The organism is Telluria sp. Soil_C_11, assembly GCF_057657395.1.
Genome location: NZ_JBDGIN010000004.1, coordinates 267,420 through 291,261, shown reverse-complemented (window position 1 = coordinate 291,261; position 23,842 = coordinate 267,420). Strand labels below are relative to the sequence as shown.

Here is a 23,842-nt window from a genome sequence, read left to right as displayed (position 1 = left end):
GCCCCGGTAACGAATTCTGTCTGAATCATGAGGAAACACATGCAGATCAACACCCGTTTCGTCCCGGCCGTCCTGCTCGGCCTCGCCTTCGCCGTGCCTGCATCGGCCGCGACCCTGTCGGTGGGTCCGGGCAAAACCTACGCGACCCCTTGTAAAGCCTTCGCCGTCGCCAAGAGCGGCGACGTGGTCGAAATCACCGGCAACACCACCTACAGCGGCGACGTCTGCGGCATCTACGCCAGCAACCTGACGATCCGCGGCGTCAACGGCCGTCCGAAGATCAACGCCAATGGCAAGAACGCCATGGGCAAGGGTACCTGGGTCGTCGCCGGCAGCAACGTCACGGTCGACAACGTCGAGATGTACGGCGCCAAGGTCGTCGACAAGAACGGCGCGGCGCTCCGGCTCGAAGGCACGAATTTCACCCTGCGTAACTCCTTCCTGCACGATAACGAGAACGGCATCCTGACCGGCGCCAACACCTCGAGCAACATCCTGGTGGAGTACACGGAATTCGGCCACAACGGCTACGGCGACGGCTACAGCCACAACCTGTACATCGGCAACGTCGGCAGCCTGACCTTCCGCTACAACTACTCGCACGACGCCAACATCGGCCATAACCTGAAGTCGCGCGCGCGCACCAACATGATCGCGTACAACCGCTTCTCGTCGGGCGTGACGGGCAGCACCGCGCTCGGCAAGCCGAGCTACGAGGTCGACCTGCCGAACGCCGGCACCTCGTATGTGATCGGCAACGTGATCGAGCAGCCGGCCAGCAACAGCAACCCGACCATCCTGGCCTATGGCGAGGAAGGGGCCAGCAATCCGGGCAAGGACCTGTACGTGGTGAACAACACCTTCCTGAACGACGACAGCTCGCGCGGTACCTTCGTCCAGATCGGCTCGGGCGTGACCACGCCGGCTCTGCTGCAGAACAATATCTTCGGCGGCACCGGCACCCTGACCACGCAGACCAGCGCGGTGCAGAAGACCAACTACCGTTCGGCCGCGCCGGGCTTCGTCAGCCGTTCCAACTGGGACCTGCGTCCGCTGGCCAATTCGCTGGTGACCAACGCCGGCTCGACCCCGGGCGTGTCGCTGAGCGGCATTTCGCTCAAGCCGGTCGGCCAGTACAAGCACGTCGCCTCCGGCGTGGCGCGTCCGGTGATGGGCGCACTCGACATCGGCGCCTACGAGTCGCAGTAAGCCGCGAATCGGTAAGCCGCAAATGAAAAGGGCCGCGCAATCTGCGCGGCCCTTTTTCGTTGGATCAGGCGATTACCAGGTGCTCATTACCAGATGATCACGCGATCGTTCGGCGCCAGGTACATCTTGTCGCCCTGCTTCACCTTGAAGGCTTCGTAGAAGCCCGGCTGGTTGCGCAGGGTGCCGTTGGCGCGGTACTGGCCCGGCGAGTGCGGGTCGGTCTTCACCTGCACGATCTGCTGCTGCTCGCGCATCTTCGAACGCCACACCTGGGCCCAGCCCGCGTACAGGCGCTGGTCGCCGGTCATGCCGTCGATTACCGGGGCCTTCTTGCCCTTCAGCGAGATGTGGTAAGCCTTGTAGGCGATCGCCAGGCCCGAGTTGTCGGCGATGTTCTCGCCCAGGGTCAGCTCGCCGTTGACGTGGTAGCCCGGGATCGGCTCGAAGGCGTTGTACTGGTTGACCAGCGCCGTGGTCTTGGCCTTGAAGTTCTTGTGGTCCGCTTCGGTCCACCAGTCGCGCAGGTTGCCGTTGCCGTCGTACTGGGCGCCCTGGTCGTCGAAGCCGTGGCTGATCTCGTGGCCGATCACGGCGCCGATGCCGCCGTAGTTCACGGCGTCATCGGCCTTTGCGTCGAAGAACGGCGGCTGCAGGATCGCGGCCGGGAACACGATTTCGTTCATCTCCGGGTTGTAGTACGCGTTGATGGTCTGCGGCGTCATGCCCCACTCGTCGCGGTCGATCGGCTTGCCCAGCTTGTTGATTTCGCGGTCGGCTTCGACCACGCGCGAACGCATCACGTTGCCGACCAGGTCGTCACGCGAGACCTCCAGCCTGGAGTAGTCCTTCCACTTGTTCGGGTAACCGATCTTCGGGGTGAACTTGGCCAGCTTGGCCTGCGCTTCCTTCTTGGTGGCCGGGCTCATCCAGTCGAGCTTGTCGATGCTCTGCTTGTACGCGGCCAGCAGGTTCTTCACCAGCGCTTCCATGCGCGCCTTCTTCTCCGGCGAGAAGTATTCGGCCACGTACAGCTTGCCCAGCGATTCGCCCTGCGAACGCTCGACCGCGCCCACGCCACGCTTCCAGCGCGGTTCCTGTTCCTTCACGCCCGACAGGGTGCGGCCGTAGAAATCGAAACGCTCGTCGACGAAATTCTTCGACAGGAAGCTGCCGTAGGATTCGATCAGGTGCAGCGACAGGTAGGCCTTCCAGGTGTCCAGCGAGGTCTTGTTCGAGACGTCGACGAAGGCCTTCAGGTAGGTCGGCTGGCCGACGATCACGTAGCTGGTCTTGGCGCTCAGGCCGGTGGTGTCCAGCCAGGTCTTCCAGTCGAAGCCCGGGGCGACCTTGTCCATGTCGGCCAGGTTGACCTTGTTGTAGGCCTTGATCGGATCGCGCAGTTCGACCTTGGTCCACTGTACCTTGGCGATTTCGGTCTCGAAGTCGACGATGGCCTTCGCGTTGGCGGCGGCGTTCTGGTCGCCGGCCATGGCCAGCATCTTCTGCACGTGTTCCTGGTACTTGGCCTTGGTGGCGGCCAGCTTGGCGTCGTCCGCCTTCAGGTAATAGTCGCGGTCCGGCATGCCCAGGCCGCCCTGGCCGATGTCGGCGACGTACTTCGTGGAGTCCTTGTTGTCCTGGTGGATGCCGAAGTCGAACGGCACGCCCACGCCGATCTTGCCCAGGCGGGCCAGCATGGCCGGCAGCTCGGACTTGTCCTTCAGCGCGGCGATCTTGTCCAGCTCGCCCTTCAGCGGGGTCGCGCCCAGCTGCTCGAGGCGCGCCTCGTCCATGAAGCTGGCGTAGAAGTCGCCGATGCGCTGCTCGTCGGTGCCCTTCGCGGCGTTCTTGGCGGCGACCTTCTCGATGATGCCGCGCAGTTGCGGCAGGGTGTTCTCGCGCAGTTCCATGAACGAGCCCCAGCTCGACTTGTCGGACGGGATCTCGACGGTCTTCAGCCACTTGCCGTTCAGGTATTCGAAGAAGTCGTCCTGCGGACGCACGGACGATTCGATGTATTGGGTGGCGATGCCGGCCGACAGGGTCTGGCCCTTGGTGGCGGTGGCTTTCGCAGCGGCGGCGCCACTGCCTTCCGCATGGCTGACGCTGGCGATCAGGGCCAGGGTCAGGGCGCTCAACAGATACTGCTTCTTCATTCTTGCATCTCCCTTGGTTTGGTATGTGGATGGGAGGCGGGATCGCCGTCTCCCCCATCTTGAGGCTTACTGCGCTGGTGCTTGTATTACCAGATCGTGACGCGGTCTTCCGGCTTCAGGTACATCTTGTCGCCTTCCTTCACGCCGAAGGCTTCGTAGAAAGCGGCCTGGTTGCGCAGGGTGCCGTTGGCGCGGAACTGGCCCGGCGAGTGCGGGTCGGTCTTCACCTGGTTGATCTGCGCTTCGTCGCGCATCTTCGAGCGCCACACCTGGCCGAAGCCCATGAAGAAGCGCTGGTCGCCGGTCAGGCCGTCGATCACCGGCGCCTCTTTGCCGTGCAGCGAGATCTTGTAGGCCTTGTAGGCGATCGCCAGGCCCGAGTTGTCGCCGATGTTCTCGCCCAGGGTCAGCGCGCCGTTGACGTGGTAGCCCGGCACCGGCTCGAAGGCATCGTACTGCTTGACCAGCATGTCGGTCTTGGCCTTGAAGCGGGCCTGGTCTTCCGCGGTCCACCAGTTGCGCAGGTTGCCGTCGCCGTCCGACTGGCTGCCCTTGTCGTCGAAGCCGTGGCCGATTTCGTGGCCGATCACGGCGCCGATCGCGCCGTAGTTGACGGCGTCGTCGGCCGCGGCGTTGAAGAACGGCGGCTGCAGGATCGCGGCCGGGAACACGATCTCGTTCAGGCGCGAGTTGTAGTACGCGTTGATGGTCTGCGGCGTCATGCCCCATTCCTCGCGGTCGATCGGCTTGCCCAGCTTGTTGATGTTGCGGTTGTAGGCAAAGGTCGCGGTGCGCATCACGTTGCCGACCAGGTCATCCTTCTTGATCGCCAGCTTCGAGTAGTCGCGCCACTTGTTCGGGTAGCCAATCTTCGGGTTGAACTTGGCCAGCTTGGCCTGGGCTTCCTTCTTGGTCTCCGGGCCCATCCAGTCGAGGTGGTCGATCGACTCCTTGTAGGCGGCCAGCACGTTCTTCACCAGCTCTTCCATGCGCGCCTTGCGCTCCGGCGGGAAGTACTGGGCGGTGTACTCGCGGCCCAGGGCTTCGCCCAGCGCGCCTTCGACGGTGGCGACGCCACGCTTCCAGCGCGGTTCCATTTCCTTCACGCCCGACAGGGTCTTGCCGTAGAAATCGAAGCGCTCGTCGACGAAGGCTTGCGACAGGTAGGGCGCGTATTCGCGCAGCAGCTGCCACTGGAAATAGGCCTTCACGGTCTCGAGGTCGGTCTTGGCCAGCACCTCGTTGAAGCCGGTGATGTAGCTCGGCTGGCCGACGATCACGTACTCCGCCTTGTTGCCGATGCCGGCGGCGCCCAGCGCGGCCTTCCAGTCGTAGCCCGGGGCCAGCTTGGACAGCTCGTCCACGCTCATCTTGTTGTAGCTCTTGTTCGGATCGCGCAGTTCGACGCGGTTCCACTGCACCTGGGCCAGTTCGGTCTCGAAGGCCACGATGGCCTTGGCCTTGGCGGCGGCGTCCTTGTCGCCGGCCAGCGCCAGGATGTTGGTGACATGCTGCTCATACTTGGCCTTGATGCCGGCCATGCGCTTGTCATCCATCTTCAGGTAATAGTCGCGGTCCGGCAGACCCAGGCCGCCCTGGCGGATGTAGGTCGCGTACTTGGTCGATGCCTTGGCATCCTGGGCCACGCCGATGCCGTACGGGGTGGCGACGCCGATCTGCGACAGGTGCGCGACCAGGGCCGGCACGCCTTTCTTGTCCTTCAGCGCGCGGATGCGCTGCAGCTCGCCCGCCAGTGGCCTGGTGCCGAGGGTCTCGAGCTTCTTCTCGTCCATGAAGCTGGTGTACAGGTCGCCGATCTTCTGCTCGTCGCTGCCGGCCTTCTTGCCCGGCTTCTTCTGGTCCGCTTCGACGATGCCGCGGATCTGCGCCTGGGTGTCGTCGCGCAGTTTCATGAAGGTGCCCCAGCTCGTGCGATCCGACGGGATCTCGGTCGTCTGCAGCCATTTGCCGTTCAGGTGGCCGAAGAAATCGTCCTGGACGCGCACGCCCTGGTCAATGTACTGCGTCTCGATGCCGGAGGTCATGCCAGCGGCAGCGGAATGAACATTGTCCGCGGCGCCGGCGAAGGCGGCCATCAGGGACAGGGTCAGGGTGCTCAGAAGGTATCGTTTCACGAGGGTTTCCTTGGTTGCAGGGAAAATAACGGCTTGTGGCCATCGGCAAATGTAACACAGCCCGGCTTGCCAAAACCGGGCGTTTGTCTGGCATTTACTACAGTTTCATTTCATAGCGAATGCCGAGCGTTCTATATGTATGTGCTAGCGTGGTGGCGCTCTGCACCAGCGGACCGGTGTCGAGACTGCGCGCGGTTTCGTACCCGCGCGGGTCGAGGTTGTTGGCCGACAGGCGCAGCTGCGCCATGGCGTTCAGCTTCCACAAACCGTAGACGTCGAACTGGCGCTTGGCGCCGGTGGTCGCGGTTTCGTTGACCGTGGTCTGGACCAGCGTTTCCGGGGTCCAGTTCAGGCTCCCGCCCAGGGTCAGCGGCAAGCCCTTGGCGCGGTAATCCAGGCCCAGGTTGGCGGTCTGCTTCGGCTGCTGGTCGAGGCGGTTGTTCGGGCCCGGGATGCCGTCCACGCGCGACCAGAACCGGCTGTAGTTCGAGCGCACGTCGATCAGCGGCGCCTGCGGCCACCATTCCGTCAGCGGGAACCTGGCTTCCAGTTCGATGCCGCTGGTCCGCGCCTTGCCGATGTTGATGGGGGTCGAGACCCAGCGCGAACCGTTGAACACGGTCTGGCGGCGCATCAGGTCGTCGATGTTGCGCACAAAGCCGCTGGCCGACAGCAGCCCGCTTTTTCCGAGATAGTGTTCGTAGGCGACGTCGATGCCGGTGGCGAGTTCCGGCTTCAGGTTCGGGTTGCCGCTGCGGTCCGGGCGGGTCGCGTCGTTGTAGGTCGAGATGGTCGGCACCGCGATCAGGTCGTTCAGCGCCGGCGCCTTGTAGCTGCGGGTGACGCTGCCGCGCAGCTGGTCCTTTTCATGGCCGGGAATGCGCCAGACCCCGTGCAGCACCGGGCTCCAGACCTTCGAGGTGTTCTTCACATCCGCGCCCGCCGTGTCGCTCGTGACGCGGATGCCTTCCCAGCGCATCCCGAGGTAGGTCGAGAACTGCGGCGTGACGTCCCACTCGTCCTGCACGAACAGGGCCACGCGGCGCGAGTCGGCCGCCAGCGAGGCGCCGCCGTCGTCGAACAGGGCGGCGGAATCGCCGGCCGCCACGTGGTCCTGGCGGCGCTTGCTGGCTTCCAGGTCCCAGCCGGCCGCGAACAGGTGGCCCTGGCCGAGCGGACGGCTGACTTTGCCGCCCGTGTTCACGCCGCTGTCCCGGCTGGCGTCGCTGTCGATGTAGCGGCGCAGCGCGGCGCCGCCGGCATCGAAGGTGTTGCGCGCCGTGTCGCTGTCGTTCCGGCCGCCGGTGAAGCCGAATTTGACTTCCAGGCGCGCGCCGGCCTCGCCCCGATGGAGCCAGTTGCCGAAGCCGCGCAGGAAGGCCGAACGGGCATGCGAGTCCGCGCGCTGGTGCGCGTATTCGGGCGCGACGCTGCCGACCGGTTGCTCCAGCCGGCTGTCGGCGCCGTTGCGGCTGCGGTTACTGGCGAGGAAAGGCTGGAAGGTCAGCGTGTCGCCGTTCGCGAACTTGTACGAGAAGCGCGGCGACAGGAAGATGCCGTCGAAGACGCCCTCGCCTTCGTCGTGGATCTGCTGGCGGCGTTCCACCGTGCCGTCCTGGCGGGTGCTCAGGTTGACCGTGTCGCTCTCGTTATGCGGCCGGTTCTGCATCAGCGCACCGGTCATCATCCAGGTGAGCGCGCCCGACTTGCCCGGCATCGCCAGCCCGAGGTTCACGCCATGCCGGCCCTGCTCGATGTTGTCGGCCAGGCGCAGCTGGATATCCTTTTGCTGGTAGCCTTCACGCAGGATGATGTTGATGGTGCCGGCGATGGCCTGGGTGCTGTGCTCGGCCACCGGGCCGCGGATCACCTCGATGCGCTCGACCTGGTCGGGCGACAGCGACTCCAGCGAGAACCCCGGCGGCGGACGCTCGCCGTTGACCAGCATCTGGGTATAGCCATTGCCCATGCCGCGCATGCGCACCCCGCCGCCGCCGCGTCCCGGCGCGCCGCCGATGGTCACGCCGGGCAGGCGCTTCAGGACTTCGCTGACGCTGGTGTCGCCGTTGCGCTCGAGTTCTTCGCGGCCGAACACCATCTTGGCGGCGGTCGAGAGGCGGCGCGCCTCGGTGTCGTCGGCGCGCGCGCCGCTGACGCGCACCTGCTGTACGCCTTGCCCGGTCTGCGGCGCCGCCTTGCTTGCGGTGGAGGGAGAGTTCGGATCGGTGGCGGCCGCCGCCTGGTCACTGCTTTGGGGAAGGGCCCATGCTTGTCCCGCCATGCCCAGCAAGGCCAGGCAGGCCATCGGGATCAGTTTGCTCATGCTTATCGTTATTATCGGTTGCCCGGACTGTTGCCGTCCGGTTCACTCAAATTCTAGCCGTTAAGCATAGCCAACAATCCGATCACTTGGCCGTTGTTACTTTACGATACACGGGAAGCAAGTTTGCGCGTCAAAAAAGCAACGGAGTGTCGAGGGCGGCATAGACACGCCGTGTATTTATTTACATTGTTGACTGGGAGTCAATAATCCTGGCCACCGATATTGATGCTTCCGCCGCCGGGGCCGCCCATGCCGCCGCGGCCATGACCGCCCATCCCGCGGCCGCCGCGTTCGCCGCCCTTTTCAGCGCCCCGCTCGCCACCCCGTTCGGGGCGCCCTTCCGGCACCACCCGCATCAGCTGCTCGCCGAGCAGGGCCGCAACCTGGCGCCGCTGGACATCGTCGAGGGCGTCGTTCAGGCCCAGCCACAGCGCGCGCAACTGCCTGTCTTCCTGGGCGGTGGCGGCGTTTTCCGCTTCCACCAGCGTGTCCAGCTCGCGCAGTTCGACATCCGGCCTGGCCAGCAAGGCTTTGGCCTGTTCCTGCAGCGCGTCGCGGCGGTGCTGGCGTTCGCGCAGCACGGCGCGCGAGCGGCTTTCGACCTGCTGCCACAGGGTCTGCTGGTTGGCGTTCAGGTTCAGCGATTTCTTGAACCCGGAGGCCATCGGCACCAGGTCCTCGGCGCGCAGGTCCATCAGGGGGACGGCCAGGAGCGGGCCCGCGATTCCGAGGGCGAAGGCAAGCAGGCAGGCGCGGACGAGGCGCGCAGGCATCCGGACAGGCATGGTATGAGGCTCCTGGGCATAAAAAAGCCCACGGGGGTACCGTGGGCAAAGACCACTTCAAGAGTGGAGAGAGAGAGAAAAACTGATAACAACTATAGGCTCGGGCTCTTCCGCTCGCGTGGACTCTTACAATTACTTACCGGACACCACCACGGGGCTTACATGGATTTACAAGTGTCCCAAAAACGCCGTTCCCGCGGAGGCGGGAACCCAGGCCTGCATGCGGATCGCAGAACCTGGATTCCCGCCTGCGCGGGAACGACGGTTTGAAGCTAAAGGGGATTAACGCTGCTGCTGGCGGCGCTCCGGGATCAGGTCCTTCGCATCGACCAGGTTGTCCTTGTACGAATCGAAGATCTTGACCAGCGCGTCCTGCATCGACACTTGCGGCTTCCAGCCCAGTTCCGACATCGTGTTGTCGATCTTCGGCACGCGGTTCTGCACGTCCTGGTAGCCCTTGCCATAGTAGGCGCCCGAGCTGGTCTCGACCAGCTTGACCTGCTTGGCGGTGTCGCGGTATTCCGGGTACTCGGCGGCCAGGTCCAGCATCATGGTCGCCAGTTCGCGGATCGAATAGTTGTTGACCGGGTTGCCGACGTTGAAGATCTGGCCGGTCGCCTTGCCGTCCTTGTTCTCGATGATGCGCATCAGCGCGTCGATGCCGTCATCGACATAGGTGAACGAACGCTTCTGCGCGCCGCCATCGACCAGCTGGATCGGTTCGCCGCGCACGATGTGGCCCAGGAACTGGGTCAGCACGCGCGACGAGCCTTCCTTCGGCGTGTGGATCGAATCGAGACCGGCGCCGATCCAGTTGAACGGGCGGAACAGCGTGAAGTTCAGGCCTTCCATGCCGTAGCCCCAGATCACGCGGTCCATCAACTGCTTGGCGCAGGCGTAGATCCAGCGCGGCTTGTTGATCGGGCCGTAGACCAGTTCCGAGTTCTCCGGATCGAATTCCTCGTCGCGGCTCATGCCATACACTTCCGAGGTCGACGGGAAGATCAGGTGCTTCTTGTACTTCGCGGCCGAGCGCACGATCGGCAGGTTGGCCTCGAAGTCCAGTTCGAACACGCGCAGCGGTTCCTTCACATAGGTCGACGGCGTGGCGATGGCGACCAGCGGCAGGATCACGTCGCACTTCTTGACGTGGTACTCGACCCATTCCTTGTTGATCGTGATGTCGCCTTCGAAGAAATGCATGCGTGGATTGCCGAGCAGATCTTTGATGCGCTCGTTTTGCATATCCATGCCATAGACTTCCCAGTCGGTCGTCTCGAGGATACGTTTGGACAGGTGGTGGCCGATGAAGCCGTTGACGCCGAGGATGAGGACTTTTTTCATTTCAAATAAGGGGCATATGCACGTGTGGCGCGATTATACCACCGCGCAAATTCCTGCAAACCGGCCTCCAACGACGTGGTCGGCTTGTACCCCACCCAGTCATGCAGCTTGCTGGTGTCGGCGTGGGTGGCCGGCACATCGCCCGGCTGCATCGGCTGGAAGTCCAGCACCGCGCGCACGTCGAAGGCGCGCTCCAGGGTCTTAATGAAGTCCAGCACCTGGACCGGCTGGTTGTTGCCGATGTTGAAGACCGAATGCGGCGGCTTGCCCGGCCGGATCGAGGGCTTGAACAGCAGGCGCACGACGCCTTCGACGATGTCGTCGATATAGGTGAAATCGCGATACAGCTTGCCCTCTGCAAATACCGGAATGCTTTCGCCGGCCAGCATCTTGCGCGCGAAACTGAAGTACGCCATGTCCGGACGCCCCCATGGTCCGTAGACCGTGAAGAAGCGCAGCCCGGTGGTCGGCAGGCCGTACAGGTGGCTGTAGGTATGCGCCATCAATTCGTTGGCCTTCTTGGTGGCGGCATACAGCGACACCGGCTCGTCGGTCTGGTCGCTTTCGCTGAACGGGGTCTTGGCATTGGCGCCGTACACGCTGCTGCTGCTGGCGTACAGCAAATGCTGCACTTCATGCTTGCGGCAGGCTTCCAGGATATGGCCGAAGGCGACCATGTTGGCCTGCACATACACGGCCGGATTCTGCAGCGAGTAGCGCACGCCGGCCTGGGCCGCCAGGTGCACCACCAGGGCCGGCTTGACGCGGTCGAACAGGGCCGCGGTCTGCGCGGCGTCGGCCAGTTCGACCTTTTCGCAGGCGACGCCGGCCGGGCCGAGCAGGGCCTCGACGCGGTCCTGCTTGAGCGCCGGGTCATAATAATCGTTGAAATTGTCGCAGCCGACCACGGAATAACCCATGTTGGCCAGGCGTACCGCGACGGCGCCGCCGATGAAGCCGGCGGCGCCGGTGACGAGGATGGTGGTGTTGGTGCTTGCTGCGTCGGTCATTGTTTCACTCACTGTGCGGCGCGCCCGGAGCGGCGGCCAATGCCTTCGTAGACCAGACCGGCTGCCGCGAAGGCGTCCGGATCGTAGATGTTACGGCCGTCGAACACGGCCTTGAGCTTGAGCTTCGCGGCCAGCAACGGCAGGTCCGGCGCACGGAATTCCTTCCACTCGGTGACCAGCACCAGGACGTCGGCCCCCTCGACGGCTTCCCTGGCCGAATCGACGATGCGCAACCGGGCGCGGCACGTGTCTTCGCCATGGTCGGCGACCAGCACGCGCAGGGCTTCGGCGCTAGCGACCGGGTCGTAGGCCACCACGTTGGCGCCGGCTTCGAACAGCGCCTCGATCAGGATGCGGCTGGGCGCTTCGCGCATGTCGTCGGTGTTCGGCTTGAACGACAGGCCCCACAGGGCGATGGTCTTGCCGCGCAGTTCCTGGGCCGAGCCGAAGAATCGGCAGAGCTTCTTGAACAGCACGTTCTTCTGGCCTTCGTTGACCTTTTCGGTCGCAGTCAGCAGGTGCAGCTGCTGGTCATGGTCGCCGGCGGTCTTGATCAGCGCCTTGACGTCCTTCGGGAAGCAGGAGCCGCCATAGCCCATGCCTGCGTACAGGAAGTCCGGACCGATGCGCGGGTCCATGCCGATGCCCAGGCGCACTGCCTCGATGTCGGCGCCCAGCAGCTCGGACAGGTTGGCCAGCTCGTTCATGAAGCTGATGCGGGTTGCCAGCATGGCGTTGGCGGCATACTTGGTCAGCTCGGCGCTGCGCACATCCATTTCGACGAATTTTTCATGGTTGCGGCTGAACGGCGCGTACAGCTGGCGCATGGCCTTGGTCGCATCGGCGTCGTCGCTGCCGACCACGATGCGGTCCGGCTTCATGAAGTCCTCGATGGCCGCGCCTTCCTTCAGGAATTCGGGATTGCTGACCACGCTGAACGCCACGTTCACGCCGCGCTTTTCCAGTTCGCCGGCGATGGCGCGCTTGACCTTCTCGGCGGTGCCCACCGGGACGGTCGACTTGTCGACGATCACGACAGGCCGGGTCAGGCGTTCGCCGATGCTGCGCGCGGCCGACAGGATATGGGTCAGGTCGGCGCTGCCGTCTTCGTCCGGCGGCGTACCGACGGCCAGGAAGATGATATCGGCGTGGCCCACGGCATCGTCATAGTCGGAGGAAAACAACAGGCGGCCGGCGCTGGCATTGCGTTGCACTACACTGTCCAGGCCCGGCTCGTGGATGGGAATAATCCCTTCCTTCAACATGGAGATCTTGCGCGTGTCGACGTCCAGGCACAGCACGGAATTTCCCACATCGGCAAAGCATGCACCGGATACGAGTCCGACGTAACCAGTCCCAATTACTGAAATTTTCATAAATCTTTTAAGATGGTTGAGCCATGCGACGGAAGGCGGCGGCTGCGATTGCGGCAGGGGCCAGGCGTCTCATGAGATGAGCCTTGGAAAGCTTGCTTTAAGGCTAGGAACTAGACGAATCTATCATAATTCTCCTGCGCACGCTTGAAACACGTTATATTTTTGCTATCGGGAGAGGGTGCGTTCTGTTGCAAAAGACAAGTATTGCATTGTGTTACATAATAGTTAGCAATGTTCCATCAGACAGCCAACGCGCGCCAGCAATTACATGAAGCTTCTTACTTTTAGCACGCTGTTCCCCAACACGGTAAAACCCAGCCACGGGATCTTTGTCGAGACCCGCTTGCGCTACCTGCTTGCCAGCGGCAAAGTCGAATCCAAGGTCGTGGCGCCCGTACCGTGGTTCCCCTCCGCCAACAAACGCTTCGGCGACTACGCCAGCTTCTCGAAGGTGCCGCGCAACGAAGTCCGCTACGGCATCGAGGTCGCCCATCCACGCTACGTCGTGATTCCGAAAGTCGGCATGACGGCCGCGCCGTGGCTGATGGCCCAGGCCTGCAAGGCCGAGATCGGACGCATCATCGACGAGGGCTACGATTTCGACGCGATCGACGCCCATTACTTCTATCCGGACGGCGTGGCCGCCGTCATGCTCGGCAAGTACTTCAACAAGCCGGTCGTGGTCACGGCGCGCGGCACCGATATCAACCTGATCCCGCAATACACCTTGCCGCGCAAGCAACTGATGTGGGCGGCCGAGCATGCGGCCGGCATGATCACGGTCTGCAACGCCTTGCGCGACGAGATGATCGGACTGGGCATTTCGGGCGAGCGCATCGTTGCCCTGCGCAACGGCGTCGACCTGCAGCGCTTCGTGCCGATGGACCGGCAGGCCGCACGCGCCAAACTGGGCATCGACGGCTTCACCCTGGTCTCGGTGGGTGTACTCGACCCGCGCAAGGCGCACGACCTGACGATCGGGGCGCTGCCGATGCTGCCCGGCGTGAAACTGCTGATTGCCGGGATCGGCCCCGAGCGCGGCAAGCTCGAAGCGCTGGCGCAGCGCCTGGGCGTGGCCGACCGCGTGACTTTCCTCGGCCCGGTCGCCCAGACCGAGCTGAAGGAGTACTACAACGCCGCCGATGCCATGGTGCTCGCTTCCAGCCGCGAAGGCTGGGCCAATGTCCTGCTCGAATCGATGGCTTGCGGTACCCCGGTGGTGGCAAGCAACGTCTGGGGTACGCCGGAAGTCGTGGCGGCGCCGGAAGCCGGTGTGCTGATGAAGGAACGCACTTCGCAGGGCATTGCCGACGCCTTGAACGCCTTGCGCGCCAATTACCCGGATCACGCGGCCACGCGCCGCTATGCCGAGCGTTTCAGCTGGGACGACACCACCAGGGGCCAGCTGGAGCTGTTCTCGCGCATCATCGGTGGTGGCCAGGCATTGCCGGCAAAACAACGCGCCGCTGCCTGAACGCGCCCGGCACGACCGAACCGGTCCCGAAAACGACCGCCTGAGCCGCAGCAGGGGTATACTCCACTGCGCTCAGGCATAACGTTAGCGAAGGACCGACAGCACATGGGCTCGAAACTCAGGCATTCCGCCCTCCTCACCCTGGGCGCCATCCTCGGCGTCGCGGTCACGATCCAGTTTTCCGCGCTGGCCAAGAAGCCGGTCGAGAACAGCATGCCGATCGACGGCCTGCGCCAGCTGACCAGTGTGTACCAGCTGATCAAGTCGGATTACGTCGAGCCGGTCGACAACCGCAAGCTGCTGACCCAGGCCACGGCCGGCATGGTGGCCGCGCTCGACCCGCATTCCGCCTGGCTGGACCGCAAGGCCTACCGCGAGCTGCGCGAAGGCACGGAAGGCCGCTTCGTCGGCCTGGGCATCGAAATCGGCCCGAGCGACGAGGGCTATGTCAAGATCGTCTCGCCGATCGAGGATTCGCCGGCCGCGCGCGCCGGCATCCAGGCGGGCGACCTGATCGCGCGCATCGACGGCGCGGCGGTCAAGGACATGGAACTCGACGAAGCGATCAAGCGCATGCGCGGCGAGCCGCACACCAGGGTCGTGCTGACCATCCTGCGCCAGGGCGCGCCAGGCCCGCTGGAGATCACGATCACGCGCGACGAGATCGTGCAGAAGAGCGTGAAGGGCAAGATCGTCATGTCCAACGGCGCCGGCTATGCCTGGGTGCGCGTCTCGCAGTTCCAGGAACCGACCGTCAAGGACCTGGCAGCGAAGCTGGCGGCGCTGGCGCGCGCAGAGCCGAATCTGAAAGGCCTGGTGCTGGACCTGCGCAACGATCCGGGCGGCCTGCTGCAGGGCGCGATCGGCACCGCCGCCGCTTTCCTGCCGCCCGGGGCCGAAATCGTCTCGACCAACGGCCAGCTCGAGGAATCGAAGATGCATTTCTACGGCCGCCCCGAACACTACATGCTCGGCCGCGGCGACGACCCGCTGAAACAGGTCCCGGAGCTGTTCAAGACCATCCCGATGGTGGTGCTGGTGAACACCGGCTCGGCCTCGGCCTCGGAAATCGTGGCCGGCGCGCTGCAGGACTACAAGCGCGCGGCGATCGTCGGCAGCCCGACCTTCGGCAAGGGCTCGGTCCAGACCATCCGCCCGATGGCGAACGAGACGGCGGTGAAGCTGACCACGGCGCGCTACTACACCCCGAGCGGGCGCTCGATCCAGGCGCGCGGCGTGGTGCCCGACTTCCCGGTCGACGAGAACGCCGACGGCGACGGGCTGAATGCGCTGCGCTTACGCGAGGCCGACCTGCAACACCATCTGAAAAATGACCACATGCGCGACCGCGACCGTGAAGAAGCGACGCACAAGGACGATGTCGTGGCGCAGATGCGGATCCTGGCGGCGGAGCGCCACCGCAAGCCGGTCGAATTCGGCAGCGACGGCGACTTCCAGCTGGCCCAGGCGCTGCGCCACCTGCAGGGCCTGCCGGTGCAGTTGTCGAAGCGCGCCGGCAGCGCCGACAGCCCGGGCCCGCTGGCCCAGCAGGCGCATTGACCGCGGCGTTTCCACGGTCTGGTCGATTGTGTAGAATCGGCGGATTCCCCGGGGCTCCGCCCCGTATCACCTTGGAAAGCCAACCATGAAACCTGTCGTCATCAGCGGCACCGGCCTGTTCACGCCACCGAACTCGATCTCCAACGACGAGCTGGTGACGGCCTTCAACGCTTACGTCGAACTGTTCAACGCCGACAACGCGGAAAAAATCGCGGCCGGCGAAGTCACCGCCCTCGAACCGTCCAGCAGCGCCTTCATCGAAAAAGCCTCCGGCATCAAGTCGCGCTACGTGATGGAAAAGGCCGGCATCCTCGACCCGCGCCACATGACCCCGCGCATCGAGGAACGCGCCGACGAGGAACTGTCGCTGCAGGCCGAGATCTGCGTCGCCGCCGCCCGCCAGGCGCTGGCGCGCGCCAACCGCACCCCGGCCGACATCGACATGGTGCTGGTCGCCGCCAGCAATATGCAGCGCGCCTACCCGGCGATGGCGGTCGAGGTGCAGGATGCGCTGGGCATCGAGGGCTTCGGCTTCGACATGAACGTGGCCTGTTCGTCGGCCACCTTCGCGATCCAGACCGCGGCCGCCGCCGTGCAGACCGGCCAGGCCCGCGCCGTGCTGGTGCTGGACCCGGAAATCACCAGCGCCCACCTGAACTTCCGCGACCGCGACAGCCACTTCATCTTCGGCGACGCCTGCACCGCGATGGTCATCGAAGCGGCCGACACCGCGACCGGCGAACACCAGTTCGAGATCCTGGATTCCAAGCTGAAGACCAAGTTCTCGAACAACATCCGCAACAACTTCGGCTTCATGAACCGCTTCGACGAAGCCGGCATCGGCCAGCCGGACAAGCTGTTCCGCCAGCAGGGCCGCAAGGTGTTCAAGGAAGTCTGCCCGATGGCCGCCGAGATGATCCGCGCCACGGTCGAAGGCGCCGGCCTGGGCATCGGCGACATCTCGCGCTTCTGGCTGCACCAGGCCAACCTGAACATGAACCAGCTGATCGTGCGCATGCTGCTCGAGCGCGACGCCACGCCGGAAGAAGCGCCGGTGATCCTCGACACCTACGCCAACACCTCCTCGGCCGGCTCGATCATCGCCTTCCACACCCACCAGGACGACCTGCCGAGCGGCGCCAACGGCGTGATCTGCTCCTTCGGGGCCGGGTATTCGATCGGCTGCGTGGTGGTGCGCAAAAAATAAGCCACCGTCGCCCCGCTTTGAACCGTCGCCCCCGCTTTTGAACCGTCGCCCCCGCGCAGGCGGGGGCCCAAGTTTACTGACTGCACCAGCCAACTCATCATTAACCAGGACTCCCAACTCCGAAGAGAATGTTGGTAGTTCTAGTCCTACACCGGTGCGCTCCCGATTCCTCTGGAATACGTTCTTCCCGGCGCGCATGATCTCCCTGTCAGCGCATCAACATGCGCAGCACCTGAGGAGGATCAAATGACCAAGCAAAAAGGACCGGACAGCGTCCGGGGGCGCGGTATTGCCAAGGAAAAAACCGTCACTGTCGCCAATGGCAGTCTGCAGCCGCGAGCCCCGGGCTGGGTGGCGCCGGGCAGCGCCAACGTGCAGTCGGCGAATATCGAACAGCAGGGTGCGGCCCTGCGCGCCCGCGGTTCGCTGCAGGGGAATGGCATGGGCGACCAGAACGTCGGCAGCCAGCGCGGCGGCGGCGGCGCCCAGCAGGCCGGCTGGAGCGCCCGCCAGAGCGCCCAGCGCATGCAGGCGCGCGGCGAGGAAGACCGCCTGAATGCGTCGCGCCAGTCGGGCTACGGCGGCATGGAGCAGAAGCAGGCGAGCGCATCGGGCTCGATGCAGAGCGAGCAGAAGGCGTCGGATTATGCGAGCAGGAAGACCAGGAAGCGCAGCAGCGGGGCTGGACAGGACTGAGGCCTGACGCTGCACACCGCTCAGCCGGCCGCCGCCCACAGCAGGGACAGGCCGGACGTCACCATCAAGCCGTCGACCAGCATCCTGAAGGTCGACGGCGGCATCCGCAGCACCACGGTCCTGGCGCAAAACGATCCCGCCATCAGCGCCGCGCCCGCAATCATCCCCTTTACGATCACACTGGCCGGCAGCGCGCCGAACTGCTCGAATGCCGTGATCTTGCTGGCATACACGGCCAGCGACCCGGCCGCTTCCGTCGCCAGGAAAGCGCCCCGCTCCAGGCCATAGGCCGTGAACACCGGCACCGTGATCGGGCCGGTCGAGACCACGATGCCGGTCAGGAATCCCACCGGGCCGCCGATCAGCGCCAGGTGCAGCAGGCTGAACCGGATCGAGCGGCGCGCCAGCCAGCGCCGCGCCGGCACCATCCCGATGAAGAACAGGCCAAGCACGATGTCGACCGCATGCGCCGGCAGCGCCAGCAAGGTGCGCACGCCGAGCGCCGCGCCGGGGACCGCCGTTGCGCAATAGGCGGCGCAGACCCGCCAGTCGATCTCGCGGCGCCAGGCCAGCACCTTGCCGAGGTTGCCCATCACCGCGCCGATGGCCATCACCGGTACCGCCTGCTGCGGCCCGAACAGGATGACCAGCACCGGCATCAGCAGCATCGACGAACCGGTGCCGACGATGCCGCTGACCAGGCCCGCCGCCACGCCGACCAGCAGCACCAGCAGCACCAGCAGCCAGGCGGCCGAGGCGCCGTCCATCACAGGCTGGCCGCCAGTTCCGCCCCTTCACGGATCGCCCGCTTCGCATCCAGCTCGGCCGCCAGCGCCGCGCCGCCGATCTTGTGGAAGCGCGGCCCGCCCTGCGTGCCCTCGGGCGGCATCAGCTCCGCCAGGCTTTCCTGGCCGGCGCAGATCACGACATTGTCCACTTCCAGCAGTTTCTGTTCGCCGCCCACCGTGATGTGCAGGCCGGCGTCGTCGATGCGGTCGTACTGCACGCCCGCCATCATCACCACCCCGTTGCGCGCCAGGGTGGCGCGGTGCACCCAGCCCGAGGTTTTACCAAGTCCCGCGCCCGGGCGCGTGGTCTTGCGCTGCAGGAGCCAGATGCTGCGCAGCGGCGTGGGCGGCTCCGCTTTCCTCAGGCCGCCGGCCGAGCTCACGGCAGGGTCGACGCCCCACTCTCCCATCCACTTCGCCACCGGCACCGGCAGCGGTTCACGCTGGTCGTGCAGCAGGAACTCCGCGGTGTCGAAGCCGATCCCGCCGGCGCCGACGATCGCGACCCGCCTGCCCACCGGCGCGCGCCCGCGCAGCACGTCCAGGTAGGACAGCACCTTCGGATGCTCGATGCCTTCGATGCGCGGCATGCGCACGCTGACGCCGGTGGCCACGATCACCTCGTCGTAGCCGGCCGCAGTCAATTCCTCGCGGCTGACGCGCCGGCCGAGGCGCAGCTGCACGCCGGTCAGTTCCAGCTTGCGTCCGAAGTAGCGGATAGTCTCCGCGAATTCCTCCTTGCCGGGGATGCGCATGGCGACCCTGAACTGGCCGCCGATGCCGTCGGCGGCGTCGAACAGCGTCACCTCGTGGCCGCGCTCGGCCGCGACGGTCGCCGCCGACAGCCCGGCCGGGCCGGCGCCCACCACCGCGATGCGGCGCCGCCGCGTCGTCGGGCGGTACACCAGTTCCGTCTCGTGGCAGGCGCGCGGATTCACCAGGCAGGTGGCGCGCTTGTTCGAGAAGGTGTGGTCGAGGCAGGCCTGGTTGCAGGCAATGCAGGTATTGATCTCGTCGCTCTTTCCCGATGCCGCCTTCGACACCCAGTCCGGATCGGCCAGGAAGGGACGCGCCATCGACACCAGGTCGGCATCGCCGCGCGCCAGCAGCTGTTCCGCGTCGTGCGGCATGTTGATGCGGTTCGAGGCCACCACCGGAATATCCACCGCCTGGCGCAGCCGCCCGGCCACTTCGGCAAAGGCGGCGCGCGGCACCGAGGTGACGATGGTGGGAATGCGCGCCTCGTGCCAGCCGTAGCCGGTATTCAGGATGGTCGCGCCGGCTTCCTGCAGCGCCCGCGCCACGGTGACCACTTCATCCCAGGTATTCCCGCCTTCGACCAGGTCGAGCACCGAATGGCGGTACATGATGATGAAACCGGGGCCGGCGGCGGCGCGGATGCGGCGCACCACCTCGACCGGCAGACGCATGCGGTTCTCGATCGCGCCGCCCCAGCGGTCCTGGCGGCGGTTGGTGCGCGCGCACAGGAACTGGTTCAGCAGGTAGCCTTCGCTGCCCATCACCTCGACGCCGTCGTAGCCGGCCCGCTTCGCCAGCATCGCGCAGCGCACATAGGCCCCGATCGTCGATTCGATCCCGCTTTCCGTCAGCGCGCGCGGACGGAACGGCGAGATGGGCGACTTCTGGTTCGAGCTCGATACCACCAGCGGCTGGTAGCCATAGCGTCCCGCGTGCAGGATCTGCAGCAGGATCTTGCCGCCCTCCTCGTGCACGGCGCGCGTGACCTTGCGGTGGTTGGGGACGTCGCCGATGAAGTTGAGCGTGCCGCCGAAGGGCAGCAGCCAGCCCTGGCGGTTCGGCGAGATGCCGCCGGTGACGATCAAGCCGACACCGCCGCGCGCCCGCTCGCGGTAGAACGCCGCCAGCTTGCCGTAGTTATAGAAGCGGTCTTCGAGCCCGGTGTGCATCGAGCCCATGATCACGCGGTTCTTCAGCGTCGTGAAGCCGAGGTCGAGCGGGGCGAGGAGATGGGGGTAGGCGGTGGCGGGGATGGGTGCGTTCATCGGAAAGGTCGGTAGCGGTTGAACGTCGCCCCGCGGAGGCGGGGACGACGATGTCACGCATTACACCGGTTTTTCCTAGACTCTTGTATCTAAAATAACCGCGGTCAGACCGGGTAACTCTCCGGCGACCGGATCTCCGCAAACTGCTCGATGCTGCCGATGCGCACCGTGACCGGGTTCAGGCTGGCCTGGGGCGACATCGAACGCCAGGCGAATTTCCATTCCTTTTCGCGGGCTTCGGCCGCGGTCTTGCTGAAGGCCAGGCCCAGGCGCGAGCGCACGCCGTATTCGACCGGGCCGTCGATGCCGGCCCAGTTGGGCAAGGTGCGCTGCACGGCGCGGTGCAGGCGTTCGCCGAATTCCTCGGTGTTGTGGATGACCAGGCAGGCATCGGCCGGGCCCAGCACGTTGAACAGCTGCTTGTCCCAGGCCTGCGAGAACGACAGCGTCAGGAAGCCGTTCGCCGGCAGCAGGCGGAACTGGCCGGCGCTGAGCGCCTGTTCCAGTTCGGCGCGCATGCCGTAGCGGTGCAGGGTGGGAGGACGTTGGTAGTCGTGCATAAATTCGGGACTTTCTGGTGTGTGGGCTACGCCGGCACGTCGTCGTGCAGGTGCATGCGCATATAGCGGAACGAGACGAATACCTCGCGCAGCAGGAAAATGAAACTCGCGATCAGCGCCACCATGGCCAGCACGAACATGCCGGCGATGTAGCGGTCGAGCGGGAGGTTGGTCGTGTCGCCGAGGAACAGGCAGGCGATGATCACGCAGATCAGGAAGCCGCAGGCGGTGCTGGCGGTCAGCGCATAGTTGATCAGCTGCCAGCGGGTGTACAGCACTTCGAGCTCTTCGCTGCATTCGGGGTTCGGCGCCTTGCGCAGCTCCGCCTTCAGCACGCGGGTGCGGTCGATGATGCGCGCCAGGCGGTTCATCAGCACGGTCAGCTTGGTGGCGACGCCGGTGAGCAGGAACACGGGCGCGATCGCCAGCTGGATCACATGGCCGATGTCCTGGGTCTGGATGTTCATGCCGGCCCTCTCACTCGAAGCGGCCGAAGCGCTTGAATTGCTCGGTCGCGGCGACCAGCGCGCGCGCGATGCCGTGCTCCAGCGCGCCGTGGCCGGCGTCCGGGATCATGCGCAGGCGCGAGCCGGGCCATGCCCGGTGCAGGCGGTAGGCCGACAGCGGCGGGCAGATCACATCGTAGCGGCCCTGCACGATCACGGCCGGCAGGTGGGAAATACGGCCGACGTCGCGGATCAGCTGGTCGGCTTCGAGGAAGCCGCCGTTCGCCATGTAGTGCGATTCGAGCCGGCCGACGCCCAGGTCGAGGATGTCGGACGCGGTCTCTTCCTCCTGCGGCAGCAGGAACACGCGCCGGCCTTCGAAGCGGCTCCAGGCGCGCGCCGCCGGCCAGTACTGCTGCGGATCGTCGCACAGCAGGCGGCGGGTATAGGCCTTCAGCAGGTCGCCGCGCTCTTCCAGCGGGATCGGGGCGATGAAGTCGTCGTACAGCTCCGGATAGAACCACTGCACGCCGTACAGGAAGAATTCGATCTCGGCCGGGGTGCACAGGAAGATCCCGCGCAGCACGAAGCCGAGGCAGCGGTCCGGATGCGCCTGCCCGTAGGCCAGCGCCAGGGTCGAGCCCCAGGAGCCGCCGAACACCAGCCAGCGCTCGATGCCGAACATCGCGCGCAGGCGTTCGATGTCCGCGATCAGCAGCTGGGTCGTGTTGTTGCGCCACTCGCCCAGCGGGAGCGACTTGCCGGCGCCGCGCTGGTCGAACAGGATCACGCGGTAGACCGCCGGGTCGAAGAAGCGCCGGTGCTGCGGCGAGAGGCCGGCGCCCGGACCGCCGTGCAGGAAGAGTACCGGGATCCCGTTCGGGTTGCCCACCTCTTCCCAGTAGATCGTGTGCAGCTCGTCGACGGCCAGCATGCCGTGGCGGTTGGGCAGGATGGGCGGGAACAGCGACGGCGGAATGGCGGGCATGGGCATCTGAATAATGAATCGACAACCGATTGTAGCTTACCGCCCGGCCATTCAGAAGAAGGTATTCAAGGCTCCGCGCACTGCGTAATCGTCGTCCACCGCCAGCAACAGCGGCCAGCGGTCGAAGGTCGTGCACGGATGCGAGATGCCGCAGCCGACCAGGTCGCCGACCGCCAGCGCCTCGCGGATCGGATCGCTCTCGGGCAGGCGCAGGTAGGCGTGCTGGTCGTTCATCTTGACGATCTCGCAGCCGGCCGGCATCCCGCTTGGGGCGCCCGGACCGGGACGGTGGCGGAACAGGGGCACCGGCAGGCCGGCATCGTGCGAGGCATCGCGCTTGCCCATGGTGAGGATGGCGAGGCCGGGCTCGGGACGCGACTGCACCGCGCTCCAGATTTCGAGCGCCGGGCGCAGGCCCTGGTCCGGCGCCACGCCTTCGCGCTCGTCGAGCCGGCGCAGCTGGACGTGGTACATGCCGTGGTCGCTGGTGAGGTAGCAGCCGCTGCGCAGCACGGGACGCAGCGGCCGCGACAGGCCGTGCAAGCCCTGGAAACCGCGCGCGACCAGGTCGAAAAAGCCGGAACCGCCGGCCGAGACCAGGATCTCGGGCGTGCCGAACAGGCCTTCGTCGTCGGCTTCCAGCACCAGCGCGCACAACTTGGCGATGAAGTCCTCGACCGCGCCGCGTTCGTCCAGCAGCCCCTCGTAGCCTTCGAAGCCGGCCAGCAGCAGCCCCGGTGCGCCCTCGATGGCGCGCGCCACCGTCATCGCTTCTTCCGGCGTGCGGCAGCCGGCGCGTTTGCCGGACAGGCCGAGCTCCACCAGCACCGGCAGCGGCCGCGCCAGCGCGTGGGCTTGCACCTCCTCCGCCAGCCTCGCCACCCCGGCCAGCGAATCGGCCAGCACGAAGCATTCGAAATCCGGATCGTCGTGCAGCAGCTGCAGCACGGCGCGCACGTCGCTGCGCGCCACCAGCTGGTTGGCGATCAGCACGCGCCGCACGCCGAAGCGGTACGCCACCTGCACCTGCACGGCATTCGCCAGCGTGATGCCCCAGGCGCCATTGGCAAGCTGGGCGCCGAACAGCTGGGGGCTCATGGTGGTCTTGCCGTGCGGCGCCAGTTCGACGGCGTAGCGTTGGCAGAAGGCGCGCATCCAGTCGAGGTTGTGGCGCAGCGCCGAGGTTTTCAGCAGCGCGACCGGGAAGCTGGTGTCGCCGTGCAGCACGTTCCAGCCCTGCGCTCGAATCGCACCCTGGCGCAGCGGCCCCACGATCGGCAAGCCCTTCACGCCGGGCTGCAGGACCTGTTCTTCGAGACTGGACAGCGCGAGGCCGCCGTGGGGCAAGGCATTCATGGGTCGTTCGGCTCCTTCTTGTTCTTCAACTCGTCGTCCAGGTCGCGCCGCAGCAGTCCGGCAGTCGGCATCACGTCGCGCGCGCCCGGCGTATAAAAGACGCCGGTCACGACGCCATCCTGCTCCAGCTGGGGCAGCAGCTCGCCGACCAGCTCGTCCAGCGAGAAGGACTGCGGCGCATAGCCGGTCCACTCGTAATCGGCGCATATTGTCGCAAATTCGCTGTCCGGCCACAGCGGAAACACCAGGGTGCCGTCTTCCTTCTTCGCCAGCGCCCAGCCGTTGCGGTACAGGCTCCATACGGTGCCCGTCTCGGCCACGCGCTTGATGAAGTATTCGTAGCGCTGCGGCCCGGGAAGCATCACCGTCGCCTGCACCTGCCTGGTATCGATTGCCATGCCTGCC

The 23,842-nt window shown here is 65.6% G+C and carries 19 protein-coding genes; 5 read left to right on the top strand and 14 right to left on the bottom strand.

From position 1 onward, the window contains the following. The first annotated feature begins 39 nt into the window (after positions 1-39). Positions 40-1,209: a right-handed parallel beta-helix repeat-containing protein gene (locus AC3A6M_RS09380; protein WP_487852452.1), complete on the top strand. Its 1,170-nt coding sequence runs from the start codon at positions 40-42 to the stop codon at positions 1,207-1,209. Between the two features lie 86 nt (positions 1,210-1,295). On the opposite strand, the gene AC3A6M_RS09375 is transcribed toward AC3A6M_RS09380, so the two are convergent. From AC3A6M_RS09375 to AC3A6M_RS09345, 7 genes are all read right to left on the bottom strand, one after another. After that, positions 1,296-3,365 (bottom strand): M13 family metallopeptidase, encoded by a 2,070-nt coding sequence (locus AC3A6M_RS09375; protein WP_487852451.1) that lies wholly within the window; start codon positions 3,363-3,365, stop codon positions 1,296-1,298. 86 nt (positions 3,366-3,451) lie between these two features. Beyond that, a complete protein-coding gene (locus tag AC3A6M_RS09370) occupies positions 3,452-5,500 on the bottom strand; it encodes a M13 family metallopeptidase (protein ID WP_487852450.1) in 2,049 nt (682 codons plus the stop codon). Between the two features lie 97 nt (positions 5,501-5,597). Further along, positions 5,598-7,823: a TonB-dependent receptor plug domain-containing protein gene (locus tag AC3A6M_RS09365; protein ID WP_487852449.1), complete on the bottom strand. Its 2,226-nt coding sequence runs from the start codon at positions 7,821-7,823 to the stop codon at positions 5,598-5,600. 200 nt (positions 7,824-8,023) lie between these two features. Beyond that, positions 8,024-8,608, bottom strand: a complete 585-nt coding sequence (locus AC3A6M_RS09360; RefSeq protein WP_487852448.1) for a hypothetical protein — start codon at positions 8,606-8,608, stop codon at positions 8,024-8,026. A 282-nt stretch (positions 8,609-8,890) separates the two neighbouring features. Next, positions 8,891-9,952 (bottom strand): bifunctional UDP-4-keto-pentose/UDP-xylose synthase, encoded by a 1,062-nt coding sequence (locus AC3A6M_RS09355; protein ID WP_487852447.1) that lies wholly within the window; start codon positions 9,950-9,952, stop codon positions 8,891-8,893. Further along, positions 9,949-10,962, bottom strand: a complete 1,014-nt coding sequence (locus tag AC3A6M_RS09350) for an NAD-dependent epimerase/dehydratase family protein (protein WP_487852446.1) — start codon at positions 10,960-10,962, stop codon at positions 9,949-9,951. The genes AC3A6M_RS09355 and AC3A6M_RS09350 overlap by 4 nt, the downstream gene beginning before the upstream one ends. A gap of 8 nt (positions 10,963-10,970) precedes the next feature. Further along, a complete protein-coding gene (locus tag AC3A6M_RS09345; RefSeq protein ID WP_487852445.1) occupies positions 10,971-12,338 on the bottom strand; it encodes a UDP-glucose dehydrogenase family protein in 1,368 nt (455 codons plus the stop codon). Between the two features lie 268 nt (positions 12,339-12,606). Between AC3A6M_RS09345 and AC3A6M_RS09340 the strand changes: the two genes are divergently transcribed. From AC3A6M_RS09340 to AC3A6M_RS09325, 4 genes are all read left to right on the top strand, one after another. Beyond that, positions 12,607-13,812 carry a glycosyltransferase family 4 protein gene (locus tag AC3A6M_RS09340; RefSeq protein ID WP_487852444.1) on the top strand — a complete coding sequence of 402 codons (1,206 nt, stop codon included), beginning with the start codon at positions 12,607-12,609 and terminating at the stop codon, positions 13,810-13,812. A 105-nt stretch (positions 13,813-13,917) separates the two neighbouring features. Then, complete coding sequence (locus AC3A6M_RS09335) at positions 13,918-15,372, top strand: S41 family peptidase (protein WP_487852443.1); 1,455 nt, start codon at positions 13,918-13,920, stop codon at positions 15,370-15,372. An 85-nt stretch (positions 15,373-15,457) separates the two neighbouring features. Then, positions 15,458-16,579 (top strand): beta-ketoacyl-ACP synthase III, encoded by a 1,122-nt coding sequence (locus tag AC3A6M_RS09330; protein ID WP_487852442.1) that lies wholly within the window; start codon positions 15,458-15,460, stop codon positions 16,577-16,579. A gap of 246 nt (positions 16,580-16,825) precedes the next feature. Then, the gene (locus AC3A6M_RS09325) at positions 16,826-17,275 is read left to right on the top strand and encodes a hypothetical protein (protein ID WP_487852441.1); all 450 of its coding nucleotides are present in this window, start codon (positions 16,826-16,828) and stop codon (positions 17,273-17,275) included. A gap of 20 nt (positions 17,276-17,295) precedes the next feature. On the opposite strand, the gene AC3A6M_RS09320 is transcribed toward AC3A6M_RS09325, so the two are convergent. The 7 genes from AC3A6M_RS09320 to AC3A6M_RS09290 all read right to left on the bottom strand — a co-directional run bounded on the left by AC3A6M_RS09320 (position 17,296) and on the right by AC3A6M_RS09290 (position 23,835). Then, on the bottom strand, positions 17,296-18,042 hold the full coding sequence (locus AC3A6M_RS09320) for a sulfite exporter TauE/SafE family protein (RefSeq protein WP_487852440.1): 747 nt from the start codon (positions 18,040-18,042) through the stop codon (positions 17,296-17,298). Then, a complete protein-coding gene (locus tag AC3A6M_RS09315; protein ID WP_487852439.1) occupies positions 18,042-20,087 on the bottom strand; it encodes a 2,4-dienoyl-CoA reductase FMN-binding domain-containing protein in 2,046 nt (681 codons plus the stop codon). The genes AC3A6M_RS09320 and AC3A6M_RS09315 overlap by 1 nt, the downstream gene beginning before the upstream one ends. A 104-nt stretch (positions 20,088-20,191) precedes the next feature. Continuing rightward, the gene (locus AC3A6M_RS09310) at positions 20,192-20,647 is read right to left on the bottom strand and encodes a hypothetical protein (protein ID WP_487852438.1); all 456 of its coding nucleotides are present in this window, start codon (positions 20,645-20,647) and stop codon (positions 20,192-20,194) included. Between the two features lie 26 nt (positions 20,648-20,673). Continuing rightward, positions 20,674-21,114: a DUF2721 domain-containing protein gene (locus AC3A6M_RS09305; protein WP_487852437.1), complete on the bottom strand. Its 441-nt coding sequence runs from the start codon at positions 21,112-21,114 to the stop codon at positions 20,674-20,676. A gap of 10 nt (positions 21,115-21,124) precedes the next feature. Continuing rightward, positions 21,125-22,081: a prolyl aminopeptidase gene (gene pip, locus AC3A6M_RS09300; RefSeq protein WP_487852436.1), complete on the bottom strand. Its 957-nt coding sequence runs from the start codon at positions 22,079-22,081 to the stop codon at positions 21,125-21,127. A 51-nt stretch (positions 22,082-22,132) separates the two neighbouring features. Then, on the bottom strand, positions 22,133-23,437 hold the full coding sequence (locus tag AC3A6M_RS09295) for an amino acid deaminase (RefSeq protein ID WP_487852435.1): 1,305 nt from the start codon (positions 23,435-23,437) through the stop codon (positions 22,133-22,135). Next, positions 23,434-23,835, bottom strand: coding sequence for a DUF2750 domain-containing protein (locus AC3A6M_RS09290; protein ID WP_487852434.1), 402 nt, complete (start codon positions 23,833-23,835; stop codon positions 23,434-23,436). Before AC3A6M_RS09290 ends, AC3A6M_RS09295 begins: the two co-directional genes overlap by 4 nt. Positions 23,836-23,842 lie beyond the last annotated feature (7 nt).

Excerpts from the sequence above, each read along its gene's own strand:
- AC3A6M_RS09320 (WP_487852440.1), bottom strand. The coding sequence starts at position 18,042 with ATGGACGGCGCCTCGGCCGCCTGGCTGCTGGTGCTGCTGGTGCTGCTG.
- AC3A6M_RS09325 (WP_487852441.1), top strand. The coding sequence starts at position 16,826 with ATGACCAAGCAAAAAGGACCGGACAGCGTCCGGGGGCGCGGTATTGCC.
- AC3A6M_RS09350 (WP_487852446.1), bottom strand. The coding sequence starts at position 10,962 with ATGACCGACGCAGCAAGCACCAACACCACCATCCTCGTCACCGGCGCC.
- AC3A6M_RS09360 (WP_487852448.1), bottom strand. The coding sequence starts at position 8,608 with ATGCCTGTCCGGATGCCTGCGCGCCTCGTCCGCGCCTGCCTGCTTGCC.
- AC3A6M_RS09345 (WP_487852445.1), bottom strand. The coding sequence starts at position 12,338 with ATGAAAATTTCAGTAATTGGGACTGGTTACGTCGGACTCGTATCCGGT.
- AC3A6M_RS09330 (WP_487852442.1), top strand. The coding sequence starts at position 15,458 with ATGAAACCTGTCGTCATCAGCGGCACCGGCCTGTTCACGCCACCGAAC.
- AC3A6M_RS09315 (WP_487852439.1), bottom strand. The coding sequence starts at position 20,087 with ATGAACGCACCCATCCCCGCCACCGCCTACCCCCATCTCCTCGCCCCG.
- pip (WP_487852436.1), bottom strand. The coding sequence starts at position 22,081 with ATGCCCGCCATTCCGCCGTCGCTGTTCCCGCCCATCCTGCCCAACCGC.
- AC3A6M_RS09365 (WP_487852449.1), bottom strand. The coding sequence starts at position 7,823 with ATGAGCAAACTGATCCCGATGGCCTGCCTGGCCTTGCTGGGCATGGCG.
- AC3A6M_RS09295 (WP_487852435.1), bottom strand. The coding sequence starts at position 23,437 with ATGAATGCCTTGCCCCACGGCGGCCTCGCGCTGTCCAGTCTCGAAGAA.
- AC3A6M_RS09380 (WP_487852452.1), top strand. The coding sequence starts at position 40 with ATGCAGATCAACACCCGTTTCGTCCCGGCCGTCCTGCTCGGCCTCGCC.
- AC3A6M_RS09305 (WP_487852437.1), bottom strand. The coding sequence starts at position 21,114 with ATGAACATCCAGACCCAGGACATCGGCCATGTGATCCAGCTGGCGATC.
- AC3A6M_RS09335 (WP_487852443.1), top strand. The coding sequence starts at position 13,918 with ATGGGCTCGAAACTCAGGCATTCCGCCCTCCTCACCCTGGGCGCCATC.
- AC3A6M_RS09290 (WP_487852434.1), bottom strand. The coding sequence starts at position 23,835 with ATGGCAATCGATACCAGGCAGGTGCAGGCGACGGTGATGCTTCCCGGG.
- AC3A6M_RS09310 (WP_487852438.1), bottom strand. The coding sequence starts at position 20,647 with ATGCACGACTACCAACGTCCTCCCACCCTGCACCGCTACGGCATGCGC.
- AC3A6M_RS09340 (WP_487852444.1), top strand. The coding sequence starts at position 12,607 with ATGAAGCTTCTTACTTTTAGCACGCTGTTCCCCAACACGGTAAAACCC.
- AC3A6M_RS09375 (WP_487852451.1), bottom strand. The coding sequence starts at position 3,365 with ATGAAGAAGCAGTATCTGTTGAGCGCCCTGACCCTGGCCCTGATCGCC.
- AC3A6M_RS09355 (WP_487852447.1), bottom strand. The coding sequence starts at position 9,952 with ATGAAAAAAGTCCTCATCCTCGGCGTCAACGGCTTCATCGGCCACCAC.